Source organism: Streptomyces sp. T12, assembly GCF_028736035.1.
GTDB lineage: Bacteria > Actinomycetota > Actinomycetes > Streptomycetales > Streptomycetaceae > Streptomyces.
Map to the genome: position 1 here is coordinate 6,725,567 of NZ_CP117866.1, position 21,361 is coordinate 6,746,927.

Annotated in this window: 21 protein-coding genes; 5 read left to right on the top strand and 16 right to left on the bottom strand. The window is 71.5% G+C overall.

Annotated features, from left to right (window positions below; genetic code table 11):
* Window positions 1-114 precede the first annotated feature (114 nt).
* Window positions 115-507: an ATP-binding protein gene (locus PBV52_RS30455; protein ID WP_274242693.1), complete on the top strand. Its 393-nt coding sequence runs from the start codon at window positions 115-117 to the stop codon at window positions 505-507.
* A gap of 94 nt (window positions 508-601) precedes the next feature.
* On the opposite strand, the gene PBV52_RS30460 is transcribed toward PBV52_RS30455, so the two are convergent.
* From PBV52_RS30460 to afsQ1, 5 genes are all read right to left on the bottom strand, one after another.
* Complete coding sequence (locus PBV52_RS30460) at window positions 602-811, bottom strand: PspC domain-containing protein (protein WP_274242694.1); 210 nt, start codon at window positions 809-811, stop codon at window positions 602-604.
* 107 nt (window positions 812-918) lie between these two features.
* Window positions 919-1,470, bottom strand: coding sequence for a VanZ family protein (locus tag PBV52_RS30465; RefSeq protein ID WP_274242695.1), 552 nt, complete (start codon window positions 1,468-1,470; stop codon window positions 919-921).
* Between the two features lie 360 nt (window positions 1,471-1,830).
* Entirely contained in the window at window positions 1,831-2,445 is a 615-nt protein-coding gene (locus PBV52_RS30470) for a hypothetical protein (RefSeq protein ID WP_274242696.1), read from the bottom strand.
* Window positions 2,445-4,028, bottom strand: a complete 1,584-nt coding sequence (locus PBV52_RS30475; protein WP_274242697.1) for a HAMP domain-containing sensor histidine kinase — start codon at window positions 4,026-4,028, stop codon at window positions 2,445-2,447. Before PBV52_RS30475 ends, PBV52_RS30470 begins: the two co-directional genes overlap by 1 nt.
* Entirely contained in the window at window positions 4,025-4,702 is a 678-nt protein-coding gene (gene afsQ1 / locus PBV52_RS30480) for a two-component system response regulator AfsQ1 (protein ID WP_062722075.1), read from the bottom strand. The genes PBV52_RS30475 and afsQ1 overlap by 4 nt, the downstream gene beginning before the upstream one ends.
* 265 nt (window positions 4,703-4,967) lie before the next feature.
* On the opposite strand from afsQ1, the gene PBV52_RS30485 reads away from it, so the two are divergent.
* Window positions 4,968-5,714 (top strand): SigE family RNA polymerase sigma factor, encoded by a 747-nt coding sequence (locus tag PBV52_RS30485; protein ID WP_274242700.1) that lies wholly within the window; start codon window positions 4,968-4,970, stop codon window positions 5,712-5,714.
* A gap of 229 nt (window positions 5,715-5,943) precedes the next feature.
* Here PBV52_RS30485 and PBV52_RS30490 read toward each other — a convergent pair whose 3' ends face one another.
* The 5 genes from PBV52_RS30490 to deoC all read right to left on the bottom strand — a co-directional run bounded on the left by PBV52_RS30490 (window position 5,944) and on the right by deoC (window position 10,426).
* Window positions 5,944-6,177 carry a DUF6281 family protein gene (locus PBV52_RS30490; RefSeq protein ID WP_274242702.1) on the bottom strand — a complete coding sequence of 78 codons (234 nt, stop codon included), beginning with the start codon at window positions 6,175-6,177 and terminating at the stop codon, window positions 5,944-5,946.
* 26 nt (window positions 6,178-6,203) lie between these two features.
* Window positions 6,204-6,908 carry a uridine kinase gene (locus PBV52_RS30495; RefSeq protein ID WP_373921926.1) on the bottom strand — a complete coding sequence of 235 codons (705 nt, stop codon included), beginning with the start codon at window positions 6,906-6,908 and terminating at the stop codon, window positions 6,204-6,206.
* 123 nt (window positions 6,909-7,031) lie between these two features.
* Entirely contained in the window at window positions 7,032-7,970 is a 939-nt protein-coding gene (locus PBV52_RS30500; protein WP_274242704.1) for an aldehyde dehydrogenase family protein, read from the bottom strand.
* Window positions 7,971-9,428 carry an aldehyde dehydrogenase family protein gene (locus PBV52_RS30505; RefSeq protein ID WP_274242705.1) on the bottom strand — a complete coding sequence of 486 codons (1,458 nt, stop codon included), beginning with the start codon at window positions 9,426-9,428 and terminating at the stop codon, window positions 7,971-7,973. It lies immediately after the preceding gene.
* Between the two features lie 5 nt (window positions 9,429-9,433).
* On the bottom strand, window positions 9,434-10,426 hold the full coding sequence (gene deoC / locus PBV52_RS30510; protein WP_274249690.1) for a deoxyribose-phosphate aldolase: 993 nt from the start codon (window positions 10,424-10,426) through the stop codon (window positions 9,434-9,436).
* 114 nt (window positions 10,427-10,540) lie between these two features.
* On the opposite strand from deoC, the gene PBV52_RS30515 reads away from it, so the two are divergent.
* Window positions 10,541-11,233, top strand: a complete 693-nt coding sequence (locus tag PBV52_RS30515; RefSeq protein ID WP_274242707.1) for a PH domain-containing protein — start codon at window positions 10,541-10,543, stop codon at window positions 11,231-11,233.
* A 181-nt stretch (window positions 11,234-11,414) separates the two neighbouring features.
* Here the strand turns inward: PBV52_RS30515 and PBV52_RS30520 are convergent, their stop codons facing one another.
* From PBV52_RS30520 to PBV52_RS30535, 4 genes are all read right to left on the bottom strand, one after another.
* Window positions 11,415-12,623 carry a hypothetical protein gene (locus PBV52_RS30520; RefSeq protein WP_274242708.1) on the bottom strand — a complete coding sequence of 403 codons (1,209 nt, stop codon included), beginning with the start codon at window positions 12,621-12,623 and terminating at the stop codon, window positions 11,415-11,417.
* A gap of 161 nt (window positions 12,624-12,784) precedes the next feature.
* Window positions 12,785-14,431: a phospho-sugar mutase gene (locus PBV52_RS30525; RefSeq protein ID WP_274249692.1), complete on the bottom strand. Its 1,647-nt coding sequence runs from the start codon at window positions 14,429-14,431 to the stop codon at window positions 12,785-12,787.
* Between the two features lie 295 nt (window positions 14,432-14,726).
* Window positions 14,727-15,551 (bottom strand): purine-nucleoside phosphorylase, encoded by an 825-nt coding sequence (locus PBV52_RS30530; protein ID WP_128433352.1) that lies wholly within the window; start codon window positions 15,549-15,551, stop codon window positions 14,727-14,729.
* 132 nt (window positions 15,552-15,683) lie between these two features.
* Window positions 15,684-16,121 (bottom strand): gamma-glutamylcyclotransferase, encoded by a 438-nt coding sequence (locus tag PBV52_RS30535; protein WP_128433353.1) that lies wholly within the window; start codon window positions 16,119-16,121, stop codon window positions 15,684-15,686.
* Between the two features lie 81 nt (window positions 16,122-16,202).
* On the opposite strand from PBV52_RS30535, the gene PBV52_RS30540 reads away from it, so the two are divergent.
* Window positions 16,203-17,666 (top strand): NAD(P)H-quinone dehydrogenase, encoded by a 1,464-nt coding sequence (locus tag PBV52_RS30540; RefSeq protein ID WP_274242710.1) that lies wholly within the window; start codon window positions 16,203-16,205, stop codon window positions 17,664-17,666.
* Window positions 17,667-17,832: 166 nt separating this feature from the next.
* Window positions 17,833-18,777 carry a DeoR/GlpR family DNA-binding transcription regulator gene (locus PBV52_RS30545; RefSeq protein WP_274242711.1) on the top strand — a complete coding sequence of 315 codons (945 nt, stop codon included), beginning with the start codon at window positions 17,833-17,835 and terminating at the stop codon, window positions 18,775-18,777.
* 104 nt (window positions 18,778-18,881) lie between these two features.
* Here PBV52_RS30545 and PBV52_RS30550 read toward each other — a convergent pair whose 3' ends face one another.
* Together PBV52_RS30550 and PBV52_RS30555 are read right to left on the bottom strand one after the other, a co-directional pair.
* Entirely contained in the window at window positions 18,882-19,430 is a 549-nt protein-coding gene (locus PBV52_RS30550; RefSeq protein WP_274249694.1) for a TetR/AcrR family transcriptional regulator, read from the bottom strand.
* Between the two features lie 148 nt (window positions 19,431-19,578).
* Window positions 19,579-21,351 carry a biotin carboxylase N-terminal domain-containing protein gene (locus PBV52_RS30555; protein ID WP_274242713.1) on the bottom strand — a complete coding sequence of 591 codons (1,773 nt, stop codon included), beginning with the start codon at window positions 21,349-21,351 and terminating at the stop codon, window positions 19,579-19,581.
* Between the last annotated feature and the right edge of the window lie 10 nt (window positions 21,352-21,361).

The following is a 21,361-nucleotide window of genomic DNA, read 5'->3' on the forward strand; positions in this document are numbered from 1 at the left end:
AATGCAGGCACCATTCACAATCCGTCCTCATTTCGATGTTTGCGACGGCGTGCCGGGCGTGTTTACGGTCGAGAACCGCTCACAACCCCGTAACGAATTTCGAGGACGCATTTCATGAAGCAGTCTGCTGCCAAGACCCTCGGTGTCGCCGCGCTCGGTGCCGCCTTCGCCGCCGCCGGTGCGGGTGCCGCGAACGCCGCGCCGGTCGCCCCGGACGCCGCCGGTGCGGCGCTGGGCGCCGTCCAGACCCTCCCGGCCGGGGACCTCGCCCAGGCGGCGCCGGGTGCCGGTGCGGGGCTGGCCCACGGTCCCGAGGCGGTCACCACCGGACTGGCCGCCGCGCAGTCCGGCGTGCAGCCGGCTGCCGAGCAGGCGCTGGCCGGTGGCCCGACCGGCGTGGTCGGCGGGCTGCTCGGCGGACTGCCGGTGCAGGGTCTGGCCGCCGAGGGTCTCGCCCAGGGTCTGCCCACCCAGGGCCTGCCCGTGAACGGCGTTCCGCTCGGCTGAGTCCGCCCTACCCCGAAGCGCGCCGCTGGGGCGCACCCTTGGACACCGGGTGCGCCCCAGCGGCGTACGTATGTACGCCTGTGTGCCGAGTGGGTCACCAGGCCGTCTGTGTCCTGTTCGCCTTGTCCTCCGACGGGAGCAGGAGCCACAGGGCTATGTAGAGCAGGAACTGCGGGCCCGGGAGCAGGCAGGAGATCAGGAAGATCACGCGCATCGTCGTCGCGGAGGTGCCGAAGCGCCGCGCCAGCGCGGCGCACACTCCGCCGATCATGCGGCCGTGGGTGGGGCGGGCAAGCGCGGTCATGGTGCGGCTCCTTCGCGAGCGTCGGTCGAAGGCCCCTGGCGGGGTCTCCCGAGGCGTTGCCTCATCTGACATCAACGCTAGGGCGACGAAGCGGGCAAAGCGTCACTCTACGGAGCTATCCCGACCCTGGGAATCGTCGGGGTCCGACCCTGAGAGGGCTCCTCCTGGGGGACCGTTGCCCGGTGTGCGCGCTCGGACCTGCGGCGGAGCCAGGCGCGGGTCGCGGGGACCACGGTCGCATGTGCCAGCGCGACCCCCACCGTGTTCAGCAGCAGAGAGTCGACGTCGACGATCTGGCCGGGTACGCCGGTCTGCAGCAGCTCTATGCCCAGCGAGATCAGGGCGCCGGCGGCTACCGTGCGCACCAGGGAGCCGAGGGGGGAAGCGGTGAGTCTGCCGTGCGCCATCGGGATCAGCACGCCCAGCGGTGCGAGCAGGGCGAGTCCCTCGATGATGCGGCGGGCGCCCTCCTGCCAGCCCAGCGCCAGATCGGCCCTGATCCCGGCGAACGGGCGCAGGTTGGCCGGCATCACCCAGGGGACGTCCAGGGGGCGCAGCGTGAGCCAGGCGACGAACGCCAGGTGCGCGACCAGGAGGACACCCCCCGTCGCACGGATGCGGATCGCGGCGCTGCCGCCGATGGAGCCTTGACGCTGCACGCCCCCCTAGACGCGCCCCCCGGCAGGATCGGTTCCGGGACGGGCTGTGAGGCGTCCGCCACACGTGCCTCCGGCGGTGGGGCGGGGGTGCCTGCGGCGGCCTGTGCGGGTGCCTTCGGCGGTGGGCGGGGATGCCTGCGGCGGCCTGTGCGGGTGGGGTGGGGGTGCGCGTAGCGCCTTGGGTTGTGTTGTGGGGCGGGGCCGTGCCGGGGGGTGTCCGTCCTCGGTCGGGCGGTTGCCGTTGGGCTAGAGGTGCCGTGTCTTGACGCCCGCCGCTGCGGGCGGACACCCCCCGGCACGTCCCCTTCCCGCCGTACGCGGGTGCCGCGCCGCGGGGGTACGCCCGCCGGGGGGAAGACGTCAGCCGTCTGTGACCTCGGTCGACGGGGGCTCGTTGCTGCCCGGGCGGGTGCGGACCTCGTCCGTGCACTCGTAGCGGCGTAGGGGCTTGTCGTCGGGGCCGCCCAGGATTACCGAGCCGTCGCCCTCGGCTGCCGTGGAGTCCGAGAACGTGCAGACGATCTGGGCGAGTGCGTACGAGGTGAGGTCGTTGGGGGGTGTGCTCAGGCGTAGTGCCTCGTCGGGGTCGTCAGCGCGTGGGCTGCTCACGCTCATGGCGCCGCGGACGTCCGTGGTGTAGCCGGCCTCCTTCTCGTCGGCCGACGGCGTCGCCTCCAGCTCGTCGAGGAGGCCCTGGGCCACGAGGACGCGTCGCTCCGAGTCCGCCGTGCCCTCCGGTACGCGTACGGTCCGGTCGACGGCCACCAGTTGGGACCCGCAGAGCAGGAACACCTGCACCGGGAGTCCGCGCGTGGCCTGCGTCGACACGTCCGGTTCGGAGAGTGAGCAGTGGACGCGGGAGGGGGCGGGGCCGAAGTCGGTCGGGACCTCTGTGGAGCGTATGCCGCATCCGGCCAGGAGGGCGGCGGTGACGGTGGAGAGCGCCAGTAGGCGGCGTACGTTCCTCTCCGGCATCACGCGTCCCCCTTCTTCGTGTCGCCGGCGCCCTGGCCGTTGTTCTCGTTGCCGTCCTGTTCCGCCAGCTTCGACGCGTCCCGGGGCAGGCGCAGGGTGAACACCGCGCCGCCCTCGGGGGAGTTGGCGGCGGTGATCTCGCCGCCGTGGATGTGGGCGTTCTCCAGGGCGATGGACAGGCCGAGTCCGCTGCCCTCGGAGCGGGGGCGGGAGGCGCTGGCCTTGTAGAAGCGGTCGAAGACGTGGGGGAGTACGTCCTCGGGGATGCCGGGGCCGTGGTCTCGTACCGTGATGACGACTGAGTCGTCCGCCTCGCGGATCGAGACGCGGACCGGCGAGCCGCCGTGCTTGAGCGCGTTGCCGATGAGGTTGGCCAGGATGACGTCGAGGCGGCGGGGGTCCAGGCGGGCCATGAGGCCGCGCTCGGCGTCCAGGTCCACCGCGTCCAGCCAGGCCCGGGCGTCGATGCACGCCGTGATCTGGTCGGCGACGTCGACGTTGTCGGTGACCAGGCGAGCCGTGCCCGCGTCGAAGCGGGTGACCTCCATCAGGTTCTCGACCAGGTCGTTCAGGCGGCGCGTCTCGCTGACGACGAGCCGTACGGCGGGTTCGATCATGGGGTCCATGGACCCGGTCTCCGCCTCCAGCTCCTCCTCCAGCACCTCCGTCACGGCGGTGATCGCGGTGAGGGGGGTGCGCAGTTCGTGCGACATGTCGGCCACGAAGCGGCGGGATGCCTCGTCCCGCCCGGCCATGTCGGCGACCCGCTTCTCCAGGGCTTCGGCGGCGTTGTTGAACGTCCGGGAGAGATCGGCCAGTTCGTCGGTCCCGGACACCCTCAGGCGGGTGTCCAGCTTGCCCTCGCCGAGCCGACGGGCGGCGGCACCGAGCCGTTGCACCGGCTTCAGTACGGTCGTGGCGGCGGCCTGCGCGAGCAGCGCGGAGCCGATCAGGGCGAGGCCCGTGGCGATGCCGAGCGACCAGGCGAGGGAGTTGAGGTCCTTGGCCTCCTGCTCGAGGGACTTGAGCATGTAGCCGGTCGGACCGCCGCCGTTCACCCTGGTGCCGGCGATCAGATACGGCTGGTCGTCCTCCACGATCCGCTGCCAGTACAGGTGGTACTCCGACTTGTTGGTCGAGTTGACCGGCTGCTTGTCGTTCACCGCCTTGCGCAGCGAGGCGGGCACGTCCGCGAGCGTGAAGCCGTCCAGGCCGCCGGAGGAGCCGTACGCGGGAGTGCCGTCGGCGTCGTCGGCGACCAGCAGCACACTGAAGCGCTGGCTGCTGTTGGCCATCTGCCCCGCGGTGTGCTGCAGTTCGTCCTGCGTCGGCGCCTCGGGCAGCAGGCCCGCGCGGTTCTGCATCTCCTGCTCGAAGTCGCGCAGCACCGCGTCCTGGGTGCGCGTGAGCACCGCCTCGCGGTTGAGCCAGTAGGCGATCCCGGACGCGGACACGGCGGCCGTGAGCGCCACGAGACCGAAGACGACCACCAGGCGCAGTCGAAGACTGGTGAAGCGCAGCCGCGACCACACTCCCTTGCGAGCCGCGACCCAGCCGCGGAAACCCCCTTGCGCCTTGGTCACTGAGGCGCGTCCAGGCGGTAGCCGACACCGCGCACGGTACGGATCAGGGTCGGGGACGACGGGACGTCCTCGACCTTGGCGCGCAGGCGCTGGACACAGGCGTCGACGAGGCGTGAGTCGCCGAGGTAGTCGTGTTCCCAGACGAGGCGCAGGAGTTGCTGGCGGGACAGGGCCTGACCCGGACGGCGGCTCAGTTCGAGCAGCAGGCGCAGCTCGGTCGGGGTGAGCTGGAGGTCCTCGCCGTTCTTCGTCACGGTCATCGCCGCGCGGTCGATGACCAGGCTGCCGAAGCTCGCCGCGTCGTTCGACTCCCGTTCGCCGCGCCGCAGCACGGCCCGGATCCGGGCGTCGAGGACCCGCCCCTGTACGGGCTTGACCACGTAGTCGTCCGCACCGGACTCCAGGCCGACGACCACGTCGATGTCGTCGCTGCGCGCGGTCAGCAGGATGATCGGCAGCTGGTCGGTGCGCCGGATGCGGCGGCACACCTCGAAGCCGTCGATGCCGGGCAGCATCACGTCCAGCACGATCAGGTCCGGCCGCTGCTCACGCAGCAGTTTCAGGCCGTCCTCGCCGGTGGCAGCCGTGGCCACACGGTGTCCCTGGCGCGTCAGTGAGAGCTCCAGGGCCGTGCGGATGGCGTCGTCGTCCTCGATCAGCAACAGGGAAGGCACGGGGGTCATTCTGGCCCATGCGGGGCGGTCTTTCGACACCTGTACGAGCAGTACGCCTACGCGCACGTAGCGCGTTCGTCTGTGACCGGACTGTCCCGCGCCTGGGAGCCACCTCTGACGCAGGCCCCTGTGACAGGTCTGTGACAGTCGGCGGACACGGCCATGAAGGTGCCCGGGCAAGCTTTTCGGCACAGGCAAGACAGCAAGCCGCACCACAGCAAGACGAACGAGCAGAACACCGGAAGTCCACGACGGGGGGCGCGAGATGAACACGCTGCACGGCACCAGCACCAGCGCAGTGATCACGCGTCTGCACGACGTGAACGGGGGCCGGGGTTCGGAGAAGTCCGGTGCCGTGAGCGGGCGGGGGTGCGCTCGCGGCGCCGGGCGTCAGCACACCGCGTACATGACGGTGGTTGACGGTTTCACGGGGGAACCGCACGGGGGAACCGCGTACAGGGAGGACTCGGGGGAGCGTCGTCGCTCGCTGTCGGAGGCGGAGTTCACCGCCTACGTCCAGGAGCGCCGCGCCTCCCTGTACGCAACCGCCTACCACCTGACCGGTGACCGTTTCGAGGCCGAGGACCTGCTGCAGAGCGCGCTGTTCTCGACGTACAAGGCGTGGGACCGGATCAGCGACAAGGCCGCCGTCGGGGGTTACCTGCGGCGGACGATGACGAACCTGCACATCAGCGCGTGGCGCCGCCGCAAGCTGAACGAGTACCCGACCGAGGAACTGCCGGAGACGCCCGGCGACACGGACGCGATGCGCGGCACCGAACTGCGCGCGGTCCTGTGGCAGGCGCTCGCCCGGCTCCCCGAACTCCAGCGGACGATGCTGGTCCTCCGTTACTACGAGGGCCGCACCGACCCGGAGATCGCGGACATCCTCGACATCAGTGTCGGCACGGTGAAGTCCAGCATCTGGCGGTCGCTCCGCCGGCTGCGCGAGGACGAGGTCCTCAGCTTCGGCCGTGACGAGGAGGACGCCTTCGGGGAGCTCGTCGCCTGAAGGTCCGGGGGGACCGCATCCGGGGGGATGCAACGGGGGAGCGGTAAGAAGTGGGGGGACCCACGGGGGCCGGGGGGCCCACGGGGGGACCGACGGGGGAAACACGGGGGATGCTCCACCACGGGGAACCCGGGAAACCGGGGGAGGCGGGGGAGCACAACGAGAGCGGGGCTGGAGGGCCGGGGGGTCCGTCCAGTCCCGTTCTTCGTGTGCGTTCATTCGGGTGCGTTCAGCGGACCTTCACGAGCCTCGCTTCGGCGGCGGTGTCGCCGACGGCGATGGCGTCGCACGCCGGGAGCGTGGCGCTGCCCAGTTTCTCGCCGACGGTGAATTCGAGGTTCCCGGCGTCCAGATAGGAGCGGCTGTCGTACGTCACGACGTACGCGCAGGAGGCCGCGGCCGTACCGCCCGCCCCGCCCGACTCCGCGCAGCCGACGGCCGCCGTGAGGAGCAGGGCCGTCATGATCGTCCGTCGGCCGGCCTGAAGGTTCAGGTGGCCGGAGTCGCCGCCGGGCACCGCCCCGCGGCGGCCGCGGTGAGGCGGCCGAGGGCCTCGTCCCGGTCGCAGGCGTGGGCGCCCAGCGCGGTCTGGTGGGCGATGATCGAGCGCTCCAGGCGCATCAGGCGCCAGCCGCGGCGCAGGAGGAACGGAACCGACTTGCGGCCCTCCTTCAGGTCGCGCACGAAGCGGCGGCGGAAGGTCTTCACCGGGCCGCGGCTCAGGCACAGCGCGTCGGCCAGCACGCCGAGTTCCCGGCAGCGGGTCACGATCTCGGCCGCGAAGATGCCCTCCGCGATGAACAGCGGGGTCCGGCCGACCTCGACGGTCTCCTCGCCGGTGCGGGCGCTGAGCGAGATGTCGTACAGCGGAACGCTGGTACGGCCCGTGCGGCACAGCTGCGTGATCGCCGCCACGGCCGTGTCGGCGTCCCACGAGTCGGGGTGGTCCCAGTCGATGTCGGAGCTCCCGGGGACCTGCGGCAGGGTCGGGTCGTCGCCCTCTTTGTAGAAGTCGTCGAGCCGTAGCACCGGAAGACCGGAGCGGGCCGCGAGAAGGGACTTGCCGGAGCCGGAGGGGCCGCAAAGCAGCACGACTCGCGTCGGTATGGGCGGTTGGGGACTCACGGGACACCAGTGTGAGGCATCGCCGGGCCACAGAACGACCCCGCGTACCGCCTTTGAAGCGTGCGTCACACTCCGAATGCTCTTCGTGTCCGAACGATCACCCTGTGCGTCGGAGAGGCGGCGCGGCAGAGAGCCGCGCTTCCCCCGGACGGAGGGGAAACGCGGCTCTCCGGTCTCGATGCCCGTCGGACCTCAGTACGACGAGCCGGACGCGCCCAGCGACCCCGTCGGGTGCCAGACCGTCTTGGTCTCCAGGAACGCCGTCATGCGGTCGATGCCGGGGGTGGCCGTGTAATCCACAGGCTGTGGACGCAGGACGCGCTTCAGGTTGTCCGCCGCGGCGATCTCCAGTTCCTTCGCCAGTACGTCGTCGGCGCCGGCCAGGTCGATCGCGTTGACGTCCTGGTGCGCGGCCAGCGGCGTCGCGATCTCCGCCGTACGGCCGGAGAGGATGTTGACGACACCGCCGGGGAGGTCGGAGGTGGCCAGGACCTCGCCGAGGGAGAGGGCAGGGAGCGGGGACTTCTCGGACGCCACCACGATCGCCGTGTTGCCGGTGGCGATCACCGGGGCGACGACCGAGACCAGGCCCAGGAAGGACGACTCCTGCGGGGCCAGGACGGCCACCACGCCCGTCGGCTCGGGGGAGGAGAGGTTGAAGAACGGGCCCGCGACCGGGTTGCCACCGCCGACCACCTGGGCGATCTTGTCGGTCCAGCCCGCGTACCAGACCCAGCGGTCGATCGCCGCGTCGACCTGCGCCGCCGCCTTCGCTGTATTTGATTTTGCTTTCGCGGGCGACAGGCCCTCCGCGTCGGCCACTTCACGGACGTACTGCTCGCGGCGGCCCTCCAGCATCTCGGCGATGCGGTAGAGGATCTGACCGCGGTTGTACGCCGTCGCGCCGGACCACGCCCCGAACGCCTTGCGGGCGGCCACGACCGCGTCACGGGCGTCCTTGCGGGACGACAGCGGTACGTTCGCCAGCCAGTTGCCCTTTGCGTCGGTCACCTCGTACACCCGGCCGCTCTCGGAACGCGGGAACTTCCCGCCGACGTACAGCTTGTAGGTCTTGAAGACGGAGAGCCGCTCGGCGCGCTCGGTCTTGTCGTTCTTGTCAGCTGTGCTCATTTATCGCTCGCCCTCCGGGCTCGACGGGGCGAGGTACGCCTCCAGGCCGTGGCGGCCGCCCTCGCGGCCGAAGCCCGACTCCTTGTAGCCGCCGAACGGCGAGGTCGGGTCGAACTTGTTGAACGTGTTGGACCAGACGACGCCTGCGCGGAGCTTGCCGGCCACGGCCAGGATCCGCGAACCCTTCTCCGTCCAGATGCCCGCCGACAGGCCGTACGGGGTGTTGTTGGCCTTGGCGACGGCCTCGTCCGGCGTGCGGAAGGTGAGGACCGACAGGACCGGGCCGAAGATCTCGTCGCGGGCGATCCGGTGCGCCTGGGTGACGTTCGTGAAGAGCGTGGGCGCGAACCAGTAGCCGGAGGTCGGGATCTCGCAGGCCGGGGACCAGCGCTCGGCGCCCTCCGCCTCGCCCTGCTCGACGAGCGAGGTGATGCGCGAGAGCTGCTCCTCGGAGTTGATCGCGCCGATGTCCGTGTTCTTGTCGAGCGGGTCGCCGAGGCGGAGGGTCGACAGGCGGCGCTTCAGGGAGTCCAGCAGCTCGTCCTGGATCGACTCCTGGACCAGCAGACGGCTGCCCGCGCAGCAGACCTGGCCCTGGTTGAAGAAGATTCCGTTGACGATCCCCTCCACCGCCTGGTCGATCGGGGCGTCGTCGAAGACGATGTTGGCGCCCTTGCCACCGAGTTCGAGGGTGACCTTCTTGTGGGTGCCGGCGACGGTCCGCGCGATCTCCTTGCCGACGGCCGTGGAGCCGGTGAAGGCGACCTTGTTCACGTCCGGGTGCGCGACGAGCGCGGCGCCCGCGTCGCCGTATCCGGGAAGGATGTTGACGACGCCCTTGGGCAGGCCCGCCTGGCGGCAGATGTCCGCGAAGAACAGGGCGGAGAGAGGGGTCGTCTCGGCGGGCTTGAGCACCACCGTGTTGCCGGTGGCGAGTGCCGGGGCGATCTTCCAGGCCAGCATCAGCAGCGGGAAGTTCCAGGGGATGACCTGGCCGGCGACGCCGAGGGGCTTCGCGTTCGGCCCGAAGCCGGCGTGCTCCAGCTTGTCGGCCCAGCCCGCGTAGTAGAAGAAGTGCGCGGCGACCAGCGGGAGGTCGGCGTCGCGGGTCTCCTTGATCGGCTTGCCGTTGTCCAGGGTCTCCAGGACCGCCAGCTCACGGCTGCGCTCCTGGATGATCCGGGCGATGCGGAACAGGTACTTCGCACGCTCGGAGCCGGGCAGCGCCGACCACTTCCCGAAAGCCTTGCGGGCGGCCTTCACCGCGCGGTCGACGTCCGCCTCGCCGGCCTGGGCGACCTCGGAGAGGACCTCCTCGGTGGACGGGGAGACGGTCTTGAAGACCTTGCCGTCCGCCGCCTCCACGAACTCGCCGTCGATGAACAGGCCGTACGAGGGCGCGATGTCGACGATTCCGCGGGACTCGGGGGCCGGTGCGTATTCGAATGCCGATGCCATGGTGATCAGTCCACCGTCACGTAGTCGGGGCCGGAGTAGCGGCCGGTGGCCAGCTTCTGACGCTGCATCAGCAGGTCGTTCAGGAGCGAGGAGGCGCCGAAGCGGAACCAGTGGTTGCCCAGCCAGTCCTCACCCGCGGTCTCCTTGACCAGGACGAGGAACTTGATGGCGTCCTTGGTCGTCCTGATGCCGCCGGCCGGCTTCACGCCGACCTGGATGCCGGTCTGGGCGCGGAAGTCGCGTACCGCTTCCAGCATAAGGAGGGTGTTCGCGGGGGTGGCGTTCACGGCGACCTTGCCGGTGGACGTCTTGATGAAGTCGGCGCCCGCCAGCATGCCGAGCCAGCTCGCCCGCCGGATGTTGTCGTACGTCGACAGCTCGCCGGTCTCGAAGATGACCTTGAGGCGGGCGCTCGCCGCGCAGGCCTCCTTCACGGCGACGATCTCGTCGTAGACCTTCATGTAGTTGCCCGCGAGGAACGCCCCGCGGTCGATGACCATGTCGATCTCGTCCGCACCGGCCGCGACGGCGTCGCGCACGTCGGCCAGCTTCACGGCGAGGGCCGCGCGGCCGGCCGGGAAGGCGGTGGCGACCGAGGCGACCTTCACGGTCGAGCCGGCGACGGCCTCCTTGGCGGTGGCCACCATGTCCGGGTAGACGCAGACGGCCGCGGTCGCCGGAGTCGTACGGTCGGTGGGGTCGGGGTGGACCGCCTTGGCGCCGAGCGCCCGGACCTTGCCCGGGGTGTCCGCGCCTTCCAGCGTCGTCAGGTCGACCATCGAGATGGCGAGGTCGATGGCGTACGCCTTCGCGGTCGTCTTGATGGAACGGGTGCCGAGGGACGCGGCACGCCCCTCCAGGCCGACCGCGTCGACGCCGGGCAGCCCGTGGAGGAAGCGGCGCAGCGTGCTGTCGGACGCGGCGACGTCCGTGAGGGCATGAGCGCTGGGGGTGCCTCCCACGCTTTCGGCGGTGGGGGAGGGTGCATTGGTGGGCATGGTCACCAGACGAGCATATCTACGCGCGTAGCGGCTGTACAGGCCCGGGTGCTCATCTTGTGTGGTGGGTGGTGCGGATGAGCGCTGTCCGGGGCGTCGGGCAGAATCGGGCCCATGACGACCCCGGAGCATCAGCCCCCCACCCCGGACCCCGCGTCGAAGGACCGGGTCTTCCGCTCACCCATGGGCATCGTCGGCGGCGTCGCGCTGCTGGCCCTCGTGCTCTGGCTGGGCGTCGACGCGCTGGTGCGGGGCGAGGGGCGCACCCAGTGGCTGGCGCTCGCGGCGCTGATCCTGATCGTGCCGCTGGTGTCCGCCTTCACGCTGCGGCCCGCCGTCTACGCCAACGAGGACCGGCTGCGCATCCGCAACCCGCTCCGCGTGATCGTGCTCCCCTGGGGACAGGTCGCCTCACTGCGGTCCGGTTACTCGAACGAGGTCGTCGCCAAGTCCGGCACCAAGTTCCAGCTCTGGGCGATCCCGGTCTCGCTGCGGGCCCGCAAGAAGGCGGCGCGCCGGTCGGCCCGGGCGGCCGGGGAGCGAAGCGCTGCCGCGCGCGGTGAGCGGGGTGCCCGCGCGGGCGGGGGGACGGGGCTCGGGTTCGGGGCGCCGCGCGGAGATGTCGACGCACACGGGCCGATGCGGGCCGAGACCGACAAGGTCATGGACGACCTGCGCGAACTGCTGGAGCACCGGGAGACGGCGGAGTCCGCGCAGGGTGAGGTGACCGTGCGGTGGGCCTACGAGGTGGCCGGGCCGGCGGTTGCGGGGGCTGTGTTGCTGGTGATTTTGCTGGTGATGTCCTGAGGCACCCGCGGGTCCGTGTACGTCCTGAGGGCCTGAGCCGGTAGGCAGCCTGCTCAGCCGCTCCGTTCACGGCTACCTGCGTCATCAGCGCTCCCGCCCCGACGCCAGGGTCGGCCGATGGCCAATCCGCCCCGGACCGTGCTGGTCGTCGCCGTGACCCGGTGGCCTCGATGCCGCTGCCTCAGGGCGCCCCCGGATACACCAGTGCCATGTACGCACCGCAGTACGCCGAGCCGGTGACCGCCGCCGCGAGGGCCAGGGTGCGGTAGCGGCGGGACGCGTGGGACAGGTGCAGGGCGACGGGGAGCAGGAGCGGGAAGGCGGGGAGGAGGAAGCGGGCGCGGGGGAAGTAGACGCCGCCGCTGCCCAGGACGATCGCCAGCAGTACGGCCGTGAAGACCAGCAGCGGCACCGGCTGCCGGTCCCACACCGCCAGCCCGAACAGCACCACCGACGCGATCAGCGTGAGCGTCACCATCACCAGGAACAGCCCGGGGTTGGATTCGTACACCAGCAGCCGCCGCATCAGGCGAAGGGTCTCGCGGCCACCGTCCAGCTCGTTGCGCCACAGCCGCTGTACGGCGAAGTAGCCGTCCCAGCGGCCCACCCGCAGGCCCACCCAGCCGACGTAGCCGCACCAGCCGAGCGGCGCGATCGCGGCGGCCGCGAGGGTGCGGACGCGGAAGCGGCGGCGCAGCGCGAGCAGGGCCGTCACGGTGACCGCTGCCGCGACCGCGATGCCGGTCGGGCGGGTCAGCCCCGCGAGCGCGGCGAGCCAGGCCGCGGTGAGGAGGCGGCCGGTGAGCACGGCGTACAACGACCAGGCCGCGAGCGCCGTGAACAGGGACTCGGTGTAGCCCATCCACTGCACCAGGCCGACCGGGAGCGCGGCCCACAGGACCGTGAGGAGGATGCCGACCCGGCGGCCGTGCAGCCGGTCGCCGACGGCGAAGACGCCCCACGCGGCGACGAGGGAGGCGAGGACGGCGATCGCGAGGCCGGTGCTGGCGCGGGTGCCCGGGGTGACCACCGCGACCGCCTTGACCAGGACCGGGTAGAGCGGGAAGAAGGCGAGGTTGTTGGCGCTGTACGCGGTGCCGAGTGCGTGCGCGTAGCCGTGGTCGGCGATGCCGAGATACCAGTCGGCGTCCCACTGCGTCGCCAGGATCGGCCAGACGCCGTGCCGCTGGCGGTGTGCCCAGACCGTCAGGAGCAGCAGGCCCGTGCCGCGTACGGCGAGGTACGCGAGGAGGGCGGGGGCCGCGTGGCGCAGGGCGTGCAGTGCAGCGGGGCGGGCTCGTGGGGGTGGTGGGGGGCGGGAGCCGGGGTGGTTGGGGTTCCCGGGGGTGGGGTTCGCTCGGTGGGTCGGCCGGGATGCGGTCGTGGACACGGCGCGGCTCCAGGCGGTTCGGTCGTGCTTTCCCGTCCACCGTTGCCCGGGGGGCGGGGCGGGGCGTGGAGCGCGGGTCAATCACCGGGGGGAAATCGCCCGAAAGGGTGCCTCCGGATGGGGGCACCCTTTCGGGAACGAGCTGGAGAGTCGCGTACGGCTCAGATGCCGGCCGCCGCCGACAGGTCCCGCTTGATCGTCTCGAGCAGGTCGGTCGCCTTGGCGCGGGCGGCCGGGAGGTCGGCGTGGGCCGGGACCGGGACGACGACCTCCAGGTAGCACTTCAGCTTGGGCTCCGTGCCGCTGGGGCGGACGATGACGCGGGCGCCCTCGAGGGTGTAGCGCAGGCCGTCGGTGGGCGGGAGCGTGTCCGTGCCCTGGGTGAGGTCCTCGGCGCGGGTGATGGCCAGGCCGGCGAGCTCGGTCGGCGGCTGCTCGCGCAGCCGGCGCATGGCGTTCGCGATGACCGACAGGTCCTCAACGCGGACCGAGAGCTGGTCGGTGGCGTGCAGGCCGTGCTCCACGGCGAGGTCGTCGAGGAGGTCGAGGAGCGTGCGGCCCTCGGCCTTGAGGACGGACGCCAGCTCGGTGATCAGCAGGGCGGCGGTGATGCCGTCCTTGTCGCGTACGCCCTCGGGGTCGACGCAGTAGCCGAGGGCCTCCTCGTAGCCGTAGCGCAGGCCGTCGACGCGGGCGATCCACTTGAAGCCGGTGAGGGTCTCCTCGTACGGCAGTCCCGCCTTCTCGGCGATACGGCCGAGGAGGGAGGAGGAGACGATCGACTCGGCGAAGGTGCCCTGTGCTCCGCGGCTCACCAGGTGCGCGGCGAGCAGCGCCCCCACCTCGTCGCCGCGCAGCATCCGCCAGTCCTCGCCGTCCTTGACGGCCGCGGCACAGCGGTCGGCGTCGGGGTCGTTGGCGATGACGAGGTCGGGGTCGGTCTCGCGGGCCTTGGCGAAGGCCAGGTCCATCGCACCGGGCTCTTCCGGGTTGGGGAAGGCGACGGTGGGGAAGTCCGGGTCCGGGTCGGCCTGCTCGGCGACCAGGGCGGGGGCGGGGAAGCCGGCGCGGGCGAAGGCGGCGAGGAGGACGTCCTTGCCGACGCCGTGCATCGCCGTGTAGACGGTGCGGGCGGTGCGCGGGGAGCCGGCGGACAGGACCGCGTCCGTGCGGGCGAGGTAGGCGTCCAGGACGCTGTCGTCGAGGGTTTCCCAGCCTTCGGTGGGGCGGGGGACGACGGTCAGGGACGGGACGGCGGCGATCTCTTCCGCGATGTCGATGTCCGCGGGCGGGACGATCTGGGAGCCGTCGCCGAGGTAGACCTTGTAGCCGTTGTCGCGGGGCGGGTTGTGGCTGGCGGTGACCTCCACGCCGGCGACCGCGCCGAGGTGCCTTATGGCGTACGCGAGGACCGGGGTGGGCAGGGGGCGGGGGAGTACGGCTGCGCGGAGACCGGCGCCGGTCATGACGGCGGCCGTGTCGCGGGCGAAGTCCTCCGACTTGTGGCGGGCGTCGTAGCCGATGACGACGAGGCCCTCACCCCTTTCCCCGTGGGGGGGACCCTGCTTCTTGAGGTACGCCGCGAGGCCGGCGGCGGCGCGGATGACGACGGTGCGGTTCATCCGCATGGGCCCGGCGCCGAGTTCCCCGCGCAGGCCCGCGGTGCCGAACTGGAGGGTGCCGCTGAAGCGTGCGGCGAGCTCTTCGATGTCCGCGGCGTCGATGAGCTTGGCGAGCTCTTCGCGGGTCTCCGGGTCCGGGTCCTCGGCGAGCCAGGCCTGGGCCCGGGCGATGAGATCGTCGTGCACGTCGGTCAACCTCTCGTTCGTGTCGTTCGGTGCGGGGCGGGGGGCGGGCTTTCTTCGCCCCCGCCGCCCCTACCCGTCCCATCCCCAGGGGCGCTGCCCCTTCGACCCCGCCAGGGGGCTCTGCCCCCTGGACCCCCGCTCCTCAAACGCCGGAGGGGCTGGTTTTTCAGCCCGTCTGGGGGTGCCCCCTCTGGGGGAGTTTGAGGACGAGGCCCGTTCAGGGCCGAAGCGGGGGTCTGGGGGCGGCAGCCCCCAGGGACGGGACGGGTAGGGGCGGCGGGGGCGGGGAAACGGCTTACAGCCGCCCGAGCACCTGCGCCAGCAGCGAGCCCATCTGCGTCGCCGAGTCGCGGCCCGCCTGCAGGACCTCCTCGTGGTTGAGGGGCTCGCCCGTCATACCCGCCGCGAGGTTCGTCACCAGGGAGATGCCCAGGACCTCGGCACCGGCCTCGCGCGCCGCGATGGCTTCGAGGACCGTCGACATGCCCACCAGGTCCGCGCCGATGACGCGGGCCATGCGGATCTCGGCCGGAGTCTCGTAGTGCGGGCCGGGGAACTGGGCGTAGACGCCCTCCTCCAGCGTGGGGTCGATCTCCTTGCACAGGGCGCGCAGGCGCGGCGAGTACAGGTCCGTCAGGTCGACGAAGTTCGCGCCGACGATCGGGGACGTCGCCGTGAGGTTGATGTGGTCGCTGATCAGGACCGGCTGGCCGGGGCGCATGCCCTCGCGCAGGCCCCCGCAGCCGTTGGTGAGGACGATCGTCTTGCAGCCGGCCGCGACCGCGGTGCGGACGCCATGGGCCACGGCCGCCACGCCACGGCCCTCGTAGTAGTGGGTGCGGCCCAGGAAGACCAGCGCGCGCTTGTTGCCGATCTTGTACGAGCGGATCTTGCCGCCGTGCCCTTCCACCGCCGGCGGCGGGAAACCGGGCAGCTCGGTGACCTGGAACTCGGCATCGGGTGCGCCGAGGGCATCCACGGCCGGTGCCCAGCCGGAGCCCATCACGAGGGCGACGTCGTGGGTCTCGGCGCCGGTGAGTTCGCGCAGGCGCGCGGCGGCGGCGTCGGCGGCGGCGTGGGGGTCGCCCTGGATGTCGTCCGGAAGAAGAGATGCGTTCACGCGACTGAGGGTAGCCGGTTTGGGCCTACGCGCGTAGATGACAGAGCTCACGGGATGGCGATCGTTGTCTTGTCGTTTCCAACGAAGAGGTGCGATCGGTGGGGCGCGAGGGGGTGGTGAGGCCGGGGATGCTCAGCAGGGGCGCTTCCGCAGCTCCATCACGTAGTCGTGCGGTGCGCCCGCCGACTCCGCCGCGTCCGCGAGCTCGCCCAGATAGCGGGCGGACGGCAGGCCGCCCTCGTAGGCGTTCAGCACGTACACCCAGGCCGGCTCCTCGCCCTCCAGCGTGTCCACCCGCACCCGCAGCCGCCGGTAGATGCCCAGGCCGACGCCCTCCCAGCGGTCCAGGGACTCCTCGTCCATCGGGGCGATGTCGTACAGCGCGACGAAGACCTGCTCCTTCGGCTCCTCGACGAGCGTCGCCAGCGCGCCGTCCCAGCCCAACTGCTCGCCCCCGAACGTCAGTCGCCACCCGTTCAGCCAGCCGGTGGCGCGCAGCGGCGAGTGCGGGGCGCGGCGGGTCATCAGCCGCGCGTCGAGATTGCCGGCGTACGCGGCGTAGAGCGACATGCAGAGAGGGTACGGCAGGCGAATCGTCCTCCCCTCCCGTAACAGTGGTGTCTCGGGCGGGCCCCCGGGCAGTGGCACGGTGTGGCGTGCGGGACAATGGAGTACGTGACTCGGATCGTGATCATCGGTGGCGGACCCGGCGGATACGAGGCGGCCCTGGTGGCCGCCCAGCTCGGCGCGGAGGTGACCGTCGTCGACTGCGACGGTCTGGGCGGGGCGTCGGTGCTCACCGACTGCGTGCCGTCGAAGACTCTTATCGCCACGGCCGAGGTGATGACCACCTTCGATTCCTCCTACGAGGAACTGGGGATCATCGTCGCCGACGACACGCCGCACATCGACACGCCCGCACGGGTGGTGGGCGTCGACCTGGGCAAGGTCAACCGGCGTGTGAAGCGGCTCGCGCTCGCCCAGTCCCACGACATCACCGCCTCCGTCACCCGCGCCGGCGCCCGGGTCCTGCGCGGCCGCGGCCGGCTGGAGGGCATGCAGGCCCTCGACGGGTCGCGCAAGGTCGTGGTGCGGGCCGCGGACGGGACCGAGGAGACGCTCGCCGCCGACGCGGTGCTGATCGCCACCGGTGGGCATCCCCGCGAGCTGCCCGACGCCCAGCCCGACGGCGAGCGCATCCTCAACTGGACCCAGGTCTACGACCTCACCGAGCTGCCCGAGGAACTCATCGTGGTCGGCTCGGGTGTCACCGGTGCCGAGTTCGCCGGCGCCTACCAGGCGCTCGGGTCGCGGGTCACTCTCGTCTCGTCGCGGGATCGCGTGCTGCCGGGTGAGGACCCGGACGCCGCGGCCGTCCTGGAGGACGTCTTCCGGCGGCGCGGCATGAACGTCATGGCGCGCTCGCGTGCCGCCGCCGCCAAACGCGTCGGCGACCGGGTGGAGGTCACCCTCGCCGACGGCCGCGTCATCAGCGGCAGCCACTGCCTCATGGCCGTCGGCGCCATCCCGAACTCCGCGGGCATGGGCCTGGAGGAGGCCGGGGTCAAGCTGCGCGAGTCCGGGCACATCTGGACCGACAAGGTGTCCAGGACGACCGCGCCGGGCGTGTACGCCGCCGGTGACGTCACCGGTGTCTTCGCCCTCGCCTCGGTGGCGGCGATGCAGGGACGTATCGCCATGTACCACTTCCTCGGCGACGCGGTGGCCCCGCTGAACCTCAAGACCGTGTCCTCCAACGTCTTCACCGACCCCGAGATCGCCACCGTCGGCTACACCCAGGCGGACGTCGACGCGGGCAAGATCGACGCCCGGGCCGTCAAGCTGCCGCTGCTGCGCAACCCGCGCGCCAAGATGCAGGGCATCCGGGACGGCTTCGTCAAGATCTTCTGCCGTCCGGGTACGGGCATCGTGGTCGGCGGTGTGGTCGTGGCCCCGCGCGCCTCGGAACTGATCCACCCCATCTCGATCGCGGTCGACAACAATCTGACGGTCGAACAGATCGCGAACGCCTTCACCGTGTACCCCTCCCTTTCGGGGTCGATCGCCGAGGTCGCACGGCAGCTGCACACGCGGAAGGCCGGCGACGAGATCTGACGGCCGGAATCAACTCCTCGCTGGTCACGGGGAGTTGTCGAGCATGCGTACGGCATAGGCGGCGGGACTAGGCCCTATACCACTTCTCGCCCTCACGTACGAACAACTTCTGTTATTCGGCGCAAACTGCTGAAACCAGACGGTCGTTGGGGTTACTGTCAGTTTCGTGTTCGCTGCAGAACGTCGCCAATTGATCCTCGAAATGGTGCGAGCGAACGGAGCCGTGTCGCTCCGTGAGCTCGCCCGCGTCGTCCAGACCTCCGAAGTGACCGTACGGCGGGACGTGCGCGCACTGGAGGCAGAAGGACTCCTCGACCGCCGGCATGGCGGTGCGGTATTGCCGGGCGGGTTCACGCGGGAGTCCGGCTTTCCGCAGAAGTCACATCTCGCGACCGCCGAGAAGACGGCCATCGCCGACCTCGCCGCGAACTTCGTGGAAGAGGGCGAGGCGATCGTCGTCGGGGCGGGGACCACCACGCAGGAGCTGGCCCGCCGGCTCGCTCGCGTCCCCGGACTGACCGTCGTCACCAACTCCCTCCTGGTGGCGCAGGCGTTGGCCCATGCCAACCGGGTCGAGGTCGTGATGACCGGCGGTACGCTCCGCGGCTCGAACTACGCGCTGGTGGGCAGCGGCGCCGAGCAGTCCCTGCAAGGGCTGCGGGTGTCGCGGGCCTTCATCTCCGGGAGCGGGCTCACCGCCGAGCGCGGGCTGTCCACGTCCAACATGCTCTCGGCGTCCGTCGACCGGGCGCTGGTGCAGGCGGCCGCGGAGGTCGTCGTCCTTGCCGACCATACGAAGCTCGGTACGGACACGATGTTCCAGACGGTGCCCACGGAGGTCATCACCCGGCTCGTCACCGATGATCCGCCGGCGCACGACGACCGTGCCCACACCGAGTTGCAGGCCCTGGCCGACCAGGGGGTGCAGATCGCCGTGGCCGGGGCGACCGGGAACCCGGGGGGTGACGAGGTCCCGGCGCGGCGTCGTGCTCTGCCGGGGCCGAGGCGGGGACAGGCGCCGGCGCCCGGGTTGCGGTCCGCTGCGGCGGTGCTCGGGGAGCAAGGGGCCGAGCGGGAGCGGGCCCGGGTTGCGGATCTGCGGCGGCGTTAGATTCGCCTGTTCGCCGTAGGGGTTTGCGTTATTGCGCGGGCGCGGGCGGTTCGTGGCTGGTTGCGCCCACGCGGCGGAGCCGCAATTGACACAGCCCCGCGCCCCTAGATGGGCTTCAGCCCCCGCAGTGTCAAGTGCAGCAACCTGTCCGCCAGGTCCGGGTCGCCAGGTGTCTCCTCCGCCGCCAGCGCGATGGCGTGCGTCAGTTGGAGGAGGTCGCCGATCGCCACATCCTGGCGGACCGACCCGGCCTCCTGTGCGCGCGCCAGCAGCGCGCCGCCCGCCTCCCTGATCGGGCCGCTGCAACGGGCCAGGGCCGAGGTGTTGTCGTCCGAGACGGACATCAGGGATCTGGCCAGGCCGCGGTACTCGCCCGCGTGTGTGACCATCTCGCGCAGCCAGGTCACCAGGGCCGCGCACGGCTCCGGGGCGTCGAGGAGTTCTCGGGAGCGGGTCAGGAGGTCGCCGACCGCGTCCTCGAAGACCGCGCTCAGCAGGGCGTCGCGGTTGGGGAAGTGGCGGTACAGCGTGCCGATTCCGACGCCCGCGCGGCGGGCCACGTCCTCCAAGGACGCGTCCGTGCCGCGTTCGGCGAAGGCGGAGCGGGCCTCGGTGACCAGACGCTCGTAGTTGCGGCGGGCATCGGCGCGCATGCCTGCCGGCGGCCGGGCCATGGGGTTCACCTGCCCTTCCTTCACTTGTTCCGTGGGTTCAGCATGCCATCGGCCGCCGGACCCCAAGAAAGAGGCGCCCGGTGGACTGATCGCTCAGTCCACCGGGCGCCTCGGGGCGTCGTACGACTCAGTCCTTGATCTCGCAGATGGGGGCGCCGGAGGTGAGGGAGGCGCCGACTTCGGCGGACAGGCCCTTGACGGTGCCGGACTTGTGCGCGTTCAGCGGCTGTTCCATCTTCATCGCCTCGAGGACGACGATCAGGTCGCCTTCCTTGACCTCCTGGCCCTCTTCCACGGCCACCTTGACGATGGTGCCCTGCATCGGGGAGGCGAGGGTGTCGCCGGAGGCCGCGGGGCCGGACTTCTTGGCCGCGCGCCGCTTGGGCTTGGCGCCGGCGGCGAGGCCGGTGCGGGCCAGGGTCATGCCCAGGGAGGCCGGCAGGGAGACCTCCAGGCGCTTGCCGCCGACCTCGACCACGACCGTCTCACGACCGGCTTCCTCGTCCGCCTCGGTGTCGGCGGGCGCGGCGAAGGGCTTGATGTCGTTGACGAACTCGGTCTCGATCCAGCGGGTGTGGACCGTGAACGGCTCGCTGGAGCCGGTCAGTTCCGGCGCGAACGCCGGGTCGGTGACCACCGCGCGGTGGAACGGGATCGCCGTGGCCATGCCCTCCACCTGGAACTCGGCCAGCGCACGGGCCGCGCGCTGCAACGCCTGCTCGCGGGTGGCGCCGGTGACGATCAGCTTGGCCAGCAGGGAGTCCCACGCCGGGCCGATCACGCTACCGGACTCCACCCCCGCGTCCAGGCGGACGCCCGGACCCGACGGCGCGGTGAACGTGGTGACCGTGCCGGGGGCGGGCAGGAAGTTGCGGCCGGGGTCCTCGCCGTTGATGCGGAACTCCAGGGAGTGGCCGCGCAGGGGCGGGTCGTCGTAGCCGAGGGCTTCGCCGTCGGCGATGCGGAACATCTCGCGCACCAGGTCGATGCCGGCGACCTCTTCGGTGACCGGGTGCTCGACCTGCAGGCGGGTGTTGACCTCCAGGAAGGAGATCGTGCCGTCGAGGCCGACGAGGAACTCCACCGTGCCGGCGCCGACGTAGCCGGCCTCCTTCAGGATGGCCTTGGAGGAGGAGTACAGCTCGGCGACCTGCGCCTCCGACAGGAACGGCGCGGGGGCCTCCTCGACCAGCTTCTGGTGGCGGCGCTGCAGCGAGCAGTCGCGGGTGGAGACGACCACGACGTTGCCGTGGGAGTCGGCCAGGCACTGGGTCTCCACGTGCCGGGGCTTGTCGAGGTAGCGCTCGACGAAGCACTCACCGCGCCCGAACGCGGCCACCGCCTCACGCACCGCCGACTCGTACAGCTCCGGCACCTCTTCGAGCGTGCGGGCGACCTTCAGGCCGCGCCCGCCGCCGCCGAACGCGGCCTTGATGGCGATCGGCAGGCCGTGCTCCTCGGCGAAGGCGACGACTTCCTCGGCCCCGGAGACGGGGTCGGGGGTGCCGGCCACCAGCGGGGCGCCGGCCCGCTGGGCGATGTGCCGGGCGGCGACCTTGTCACCGAGGTCGCGGATGGCCTGCGGCGGCGGGCCGATCCAGATCAGGCCCGCGTCCAGGACCGCCTGGGCGAAGTCGGCGTTCTCGGAGAGGAAGCCGTAGCCGGGGTGGATCGCGTCCGCCCCGGATTCACGCGCGGCGTTCAGCACCTTGTCGATGTCCAGGTAGCTGGTGGCCGGAGTGTCACCGCCCAGGGCGAACGCCTCATCCGCGGCGCGGACATGCAGAGCGTCCCGGTCCGGGTCGGCATAGACGGCCACGCTCGCGATCCCGGCGTCCCGACAGGCCCGGGCCACGCGGACAGCGATTTCGCCACGGTTGGCGATGAGCACCTTGCGCACGATTGAGGCT

Bases quoted from the DNA above. Each gene is read 5' to 3' on its own strand.
- PBV52_RS30515 (WP_274242707.1), top strand. From the start codon at position 10,541: ATGACGACCCCGGAGCATCAGCCCCCCACCCCGGACCCCGCGTCGAAG.
- deoC (WP_274249690.1), bottom strand. From the start codon at position 10,426: ATGCCCACCAATGCACCCTCCCCCACCGCCGAAAGCGTGGGAGGCACC.
- PBV52_RS30460 (WP_274242694.1), bottom strand. From the start codon at position 811: ATGACCGCGCTTGCCCGCCCCACCCACGGCCGCATGATCGGCGGAGTG.
- PBV52_RS30535 (WP_128433353.1), bottom strand. From the start codon at position 16,121: ATGTCGCTCTACGCCGCGTACGCCGGCAATCTCGACGCGCGGCTGATG.
- PBV52_RS30485 (WP_274242700.1), top strand. From the start codon at position 4,968: ATGAACACGCTGCACGGCACCAGCACCAGCGCAGTGATCACGCGTCTG.
- PBV52_RS30500 (WP_274242704.1), bottom strand. From the start codon at position 7,970: ATGAGCACAGCTGACAAGAACGACAAGACCGAGCGCGCCGAGCGGCTC.
- PBV52_RS30490 (WP_274242702.1), bottom strand. From the start codon at position 6,177: ATGACGGCCCTGCTCCTCACGGCGGCCGTCGGCTGCGCGGAGTCGGGC.
- PBV52_RS30470 (WP_274242696.1), bottom strand. From the start codon at position 2,445: ATGCCGGAGAGGAACGTACGCCGCCTACTGGCGCTCTCCACCGTCACC.
- PBV52_RS30550 (WP_274249694.1), bottom strand. From the start codon at position 19,430: ATGCGCGCCGATGCCCGCCGCAACTACGAGCGTCTGGTCACCGAGGCC.
- PBV52_RS30505 (WP_274242705.1), bottom strand. From the start codon at position 9,428: ATGGCATCGGCATTCGAATACGCACCGGCCCCCGAGTCCCGCGGAATC.
- PBV52_RS30455 (WP_274242693.1), top strand. From the start codon at position 115: ATGAAGCAGTCTGCTGCCAAGACCCTCGGTGTCGCCGCGCTCGGTGCC.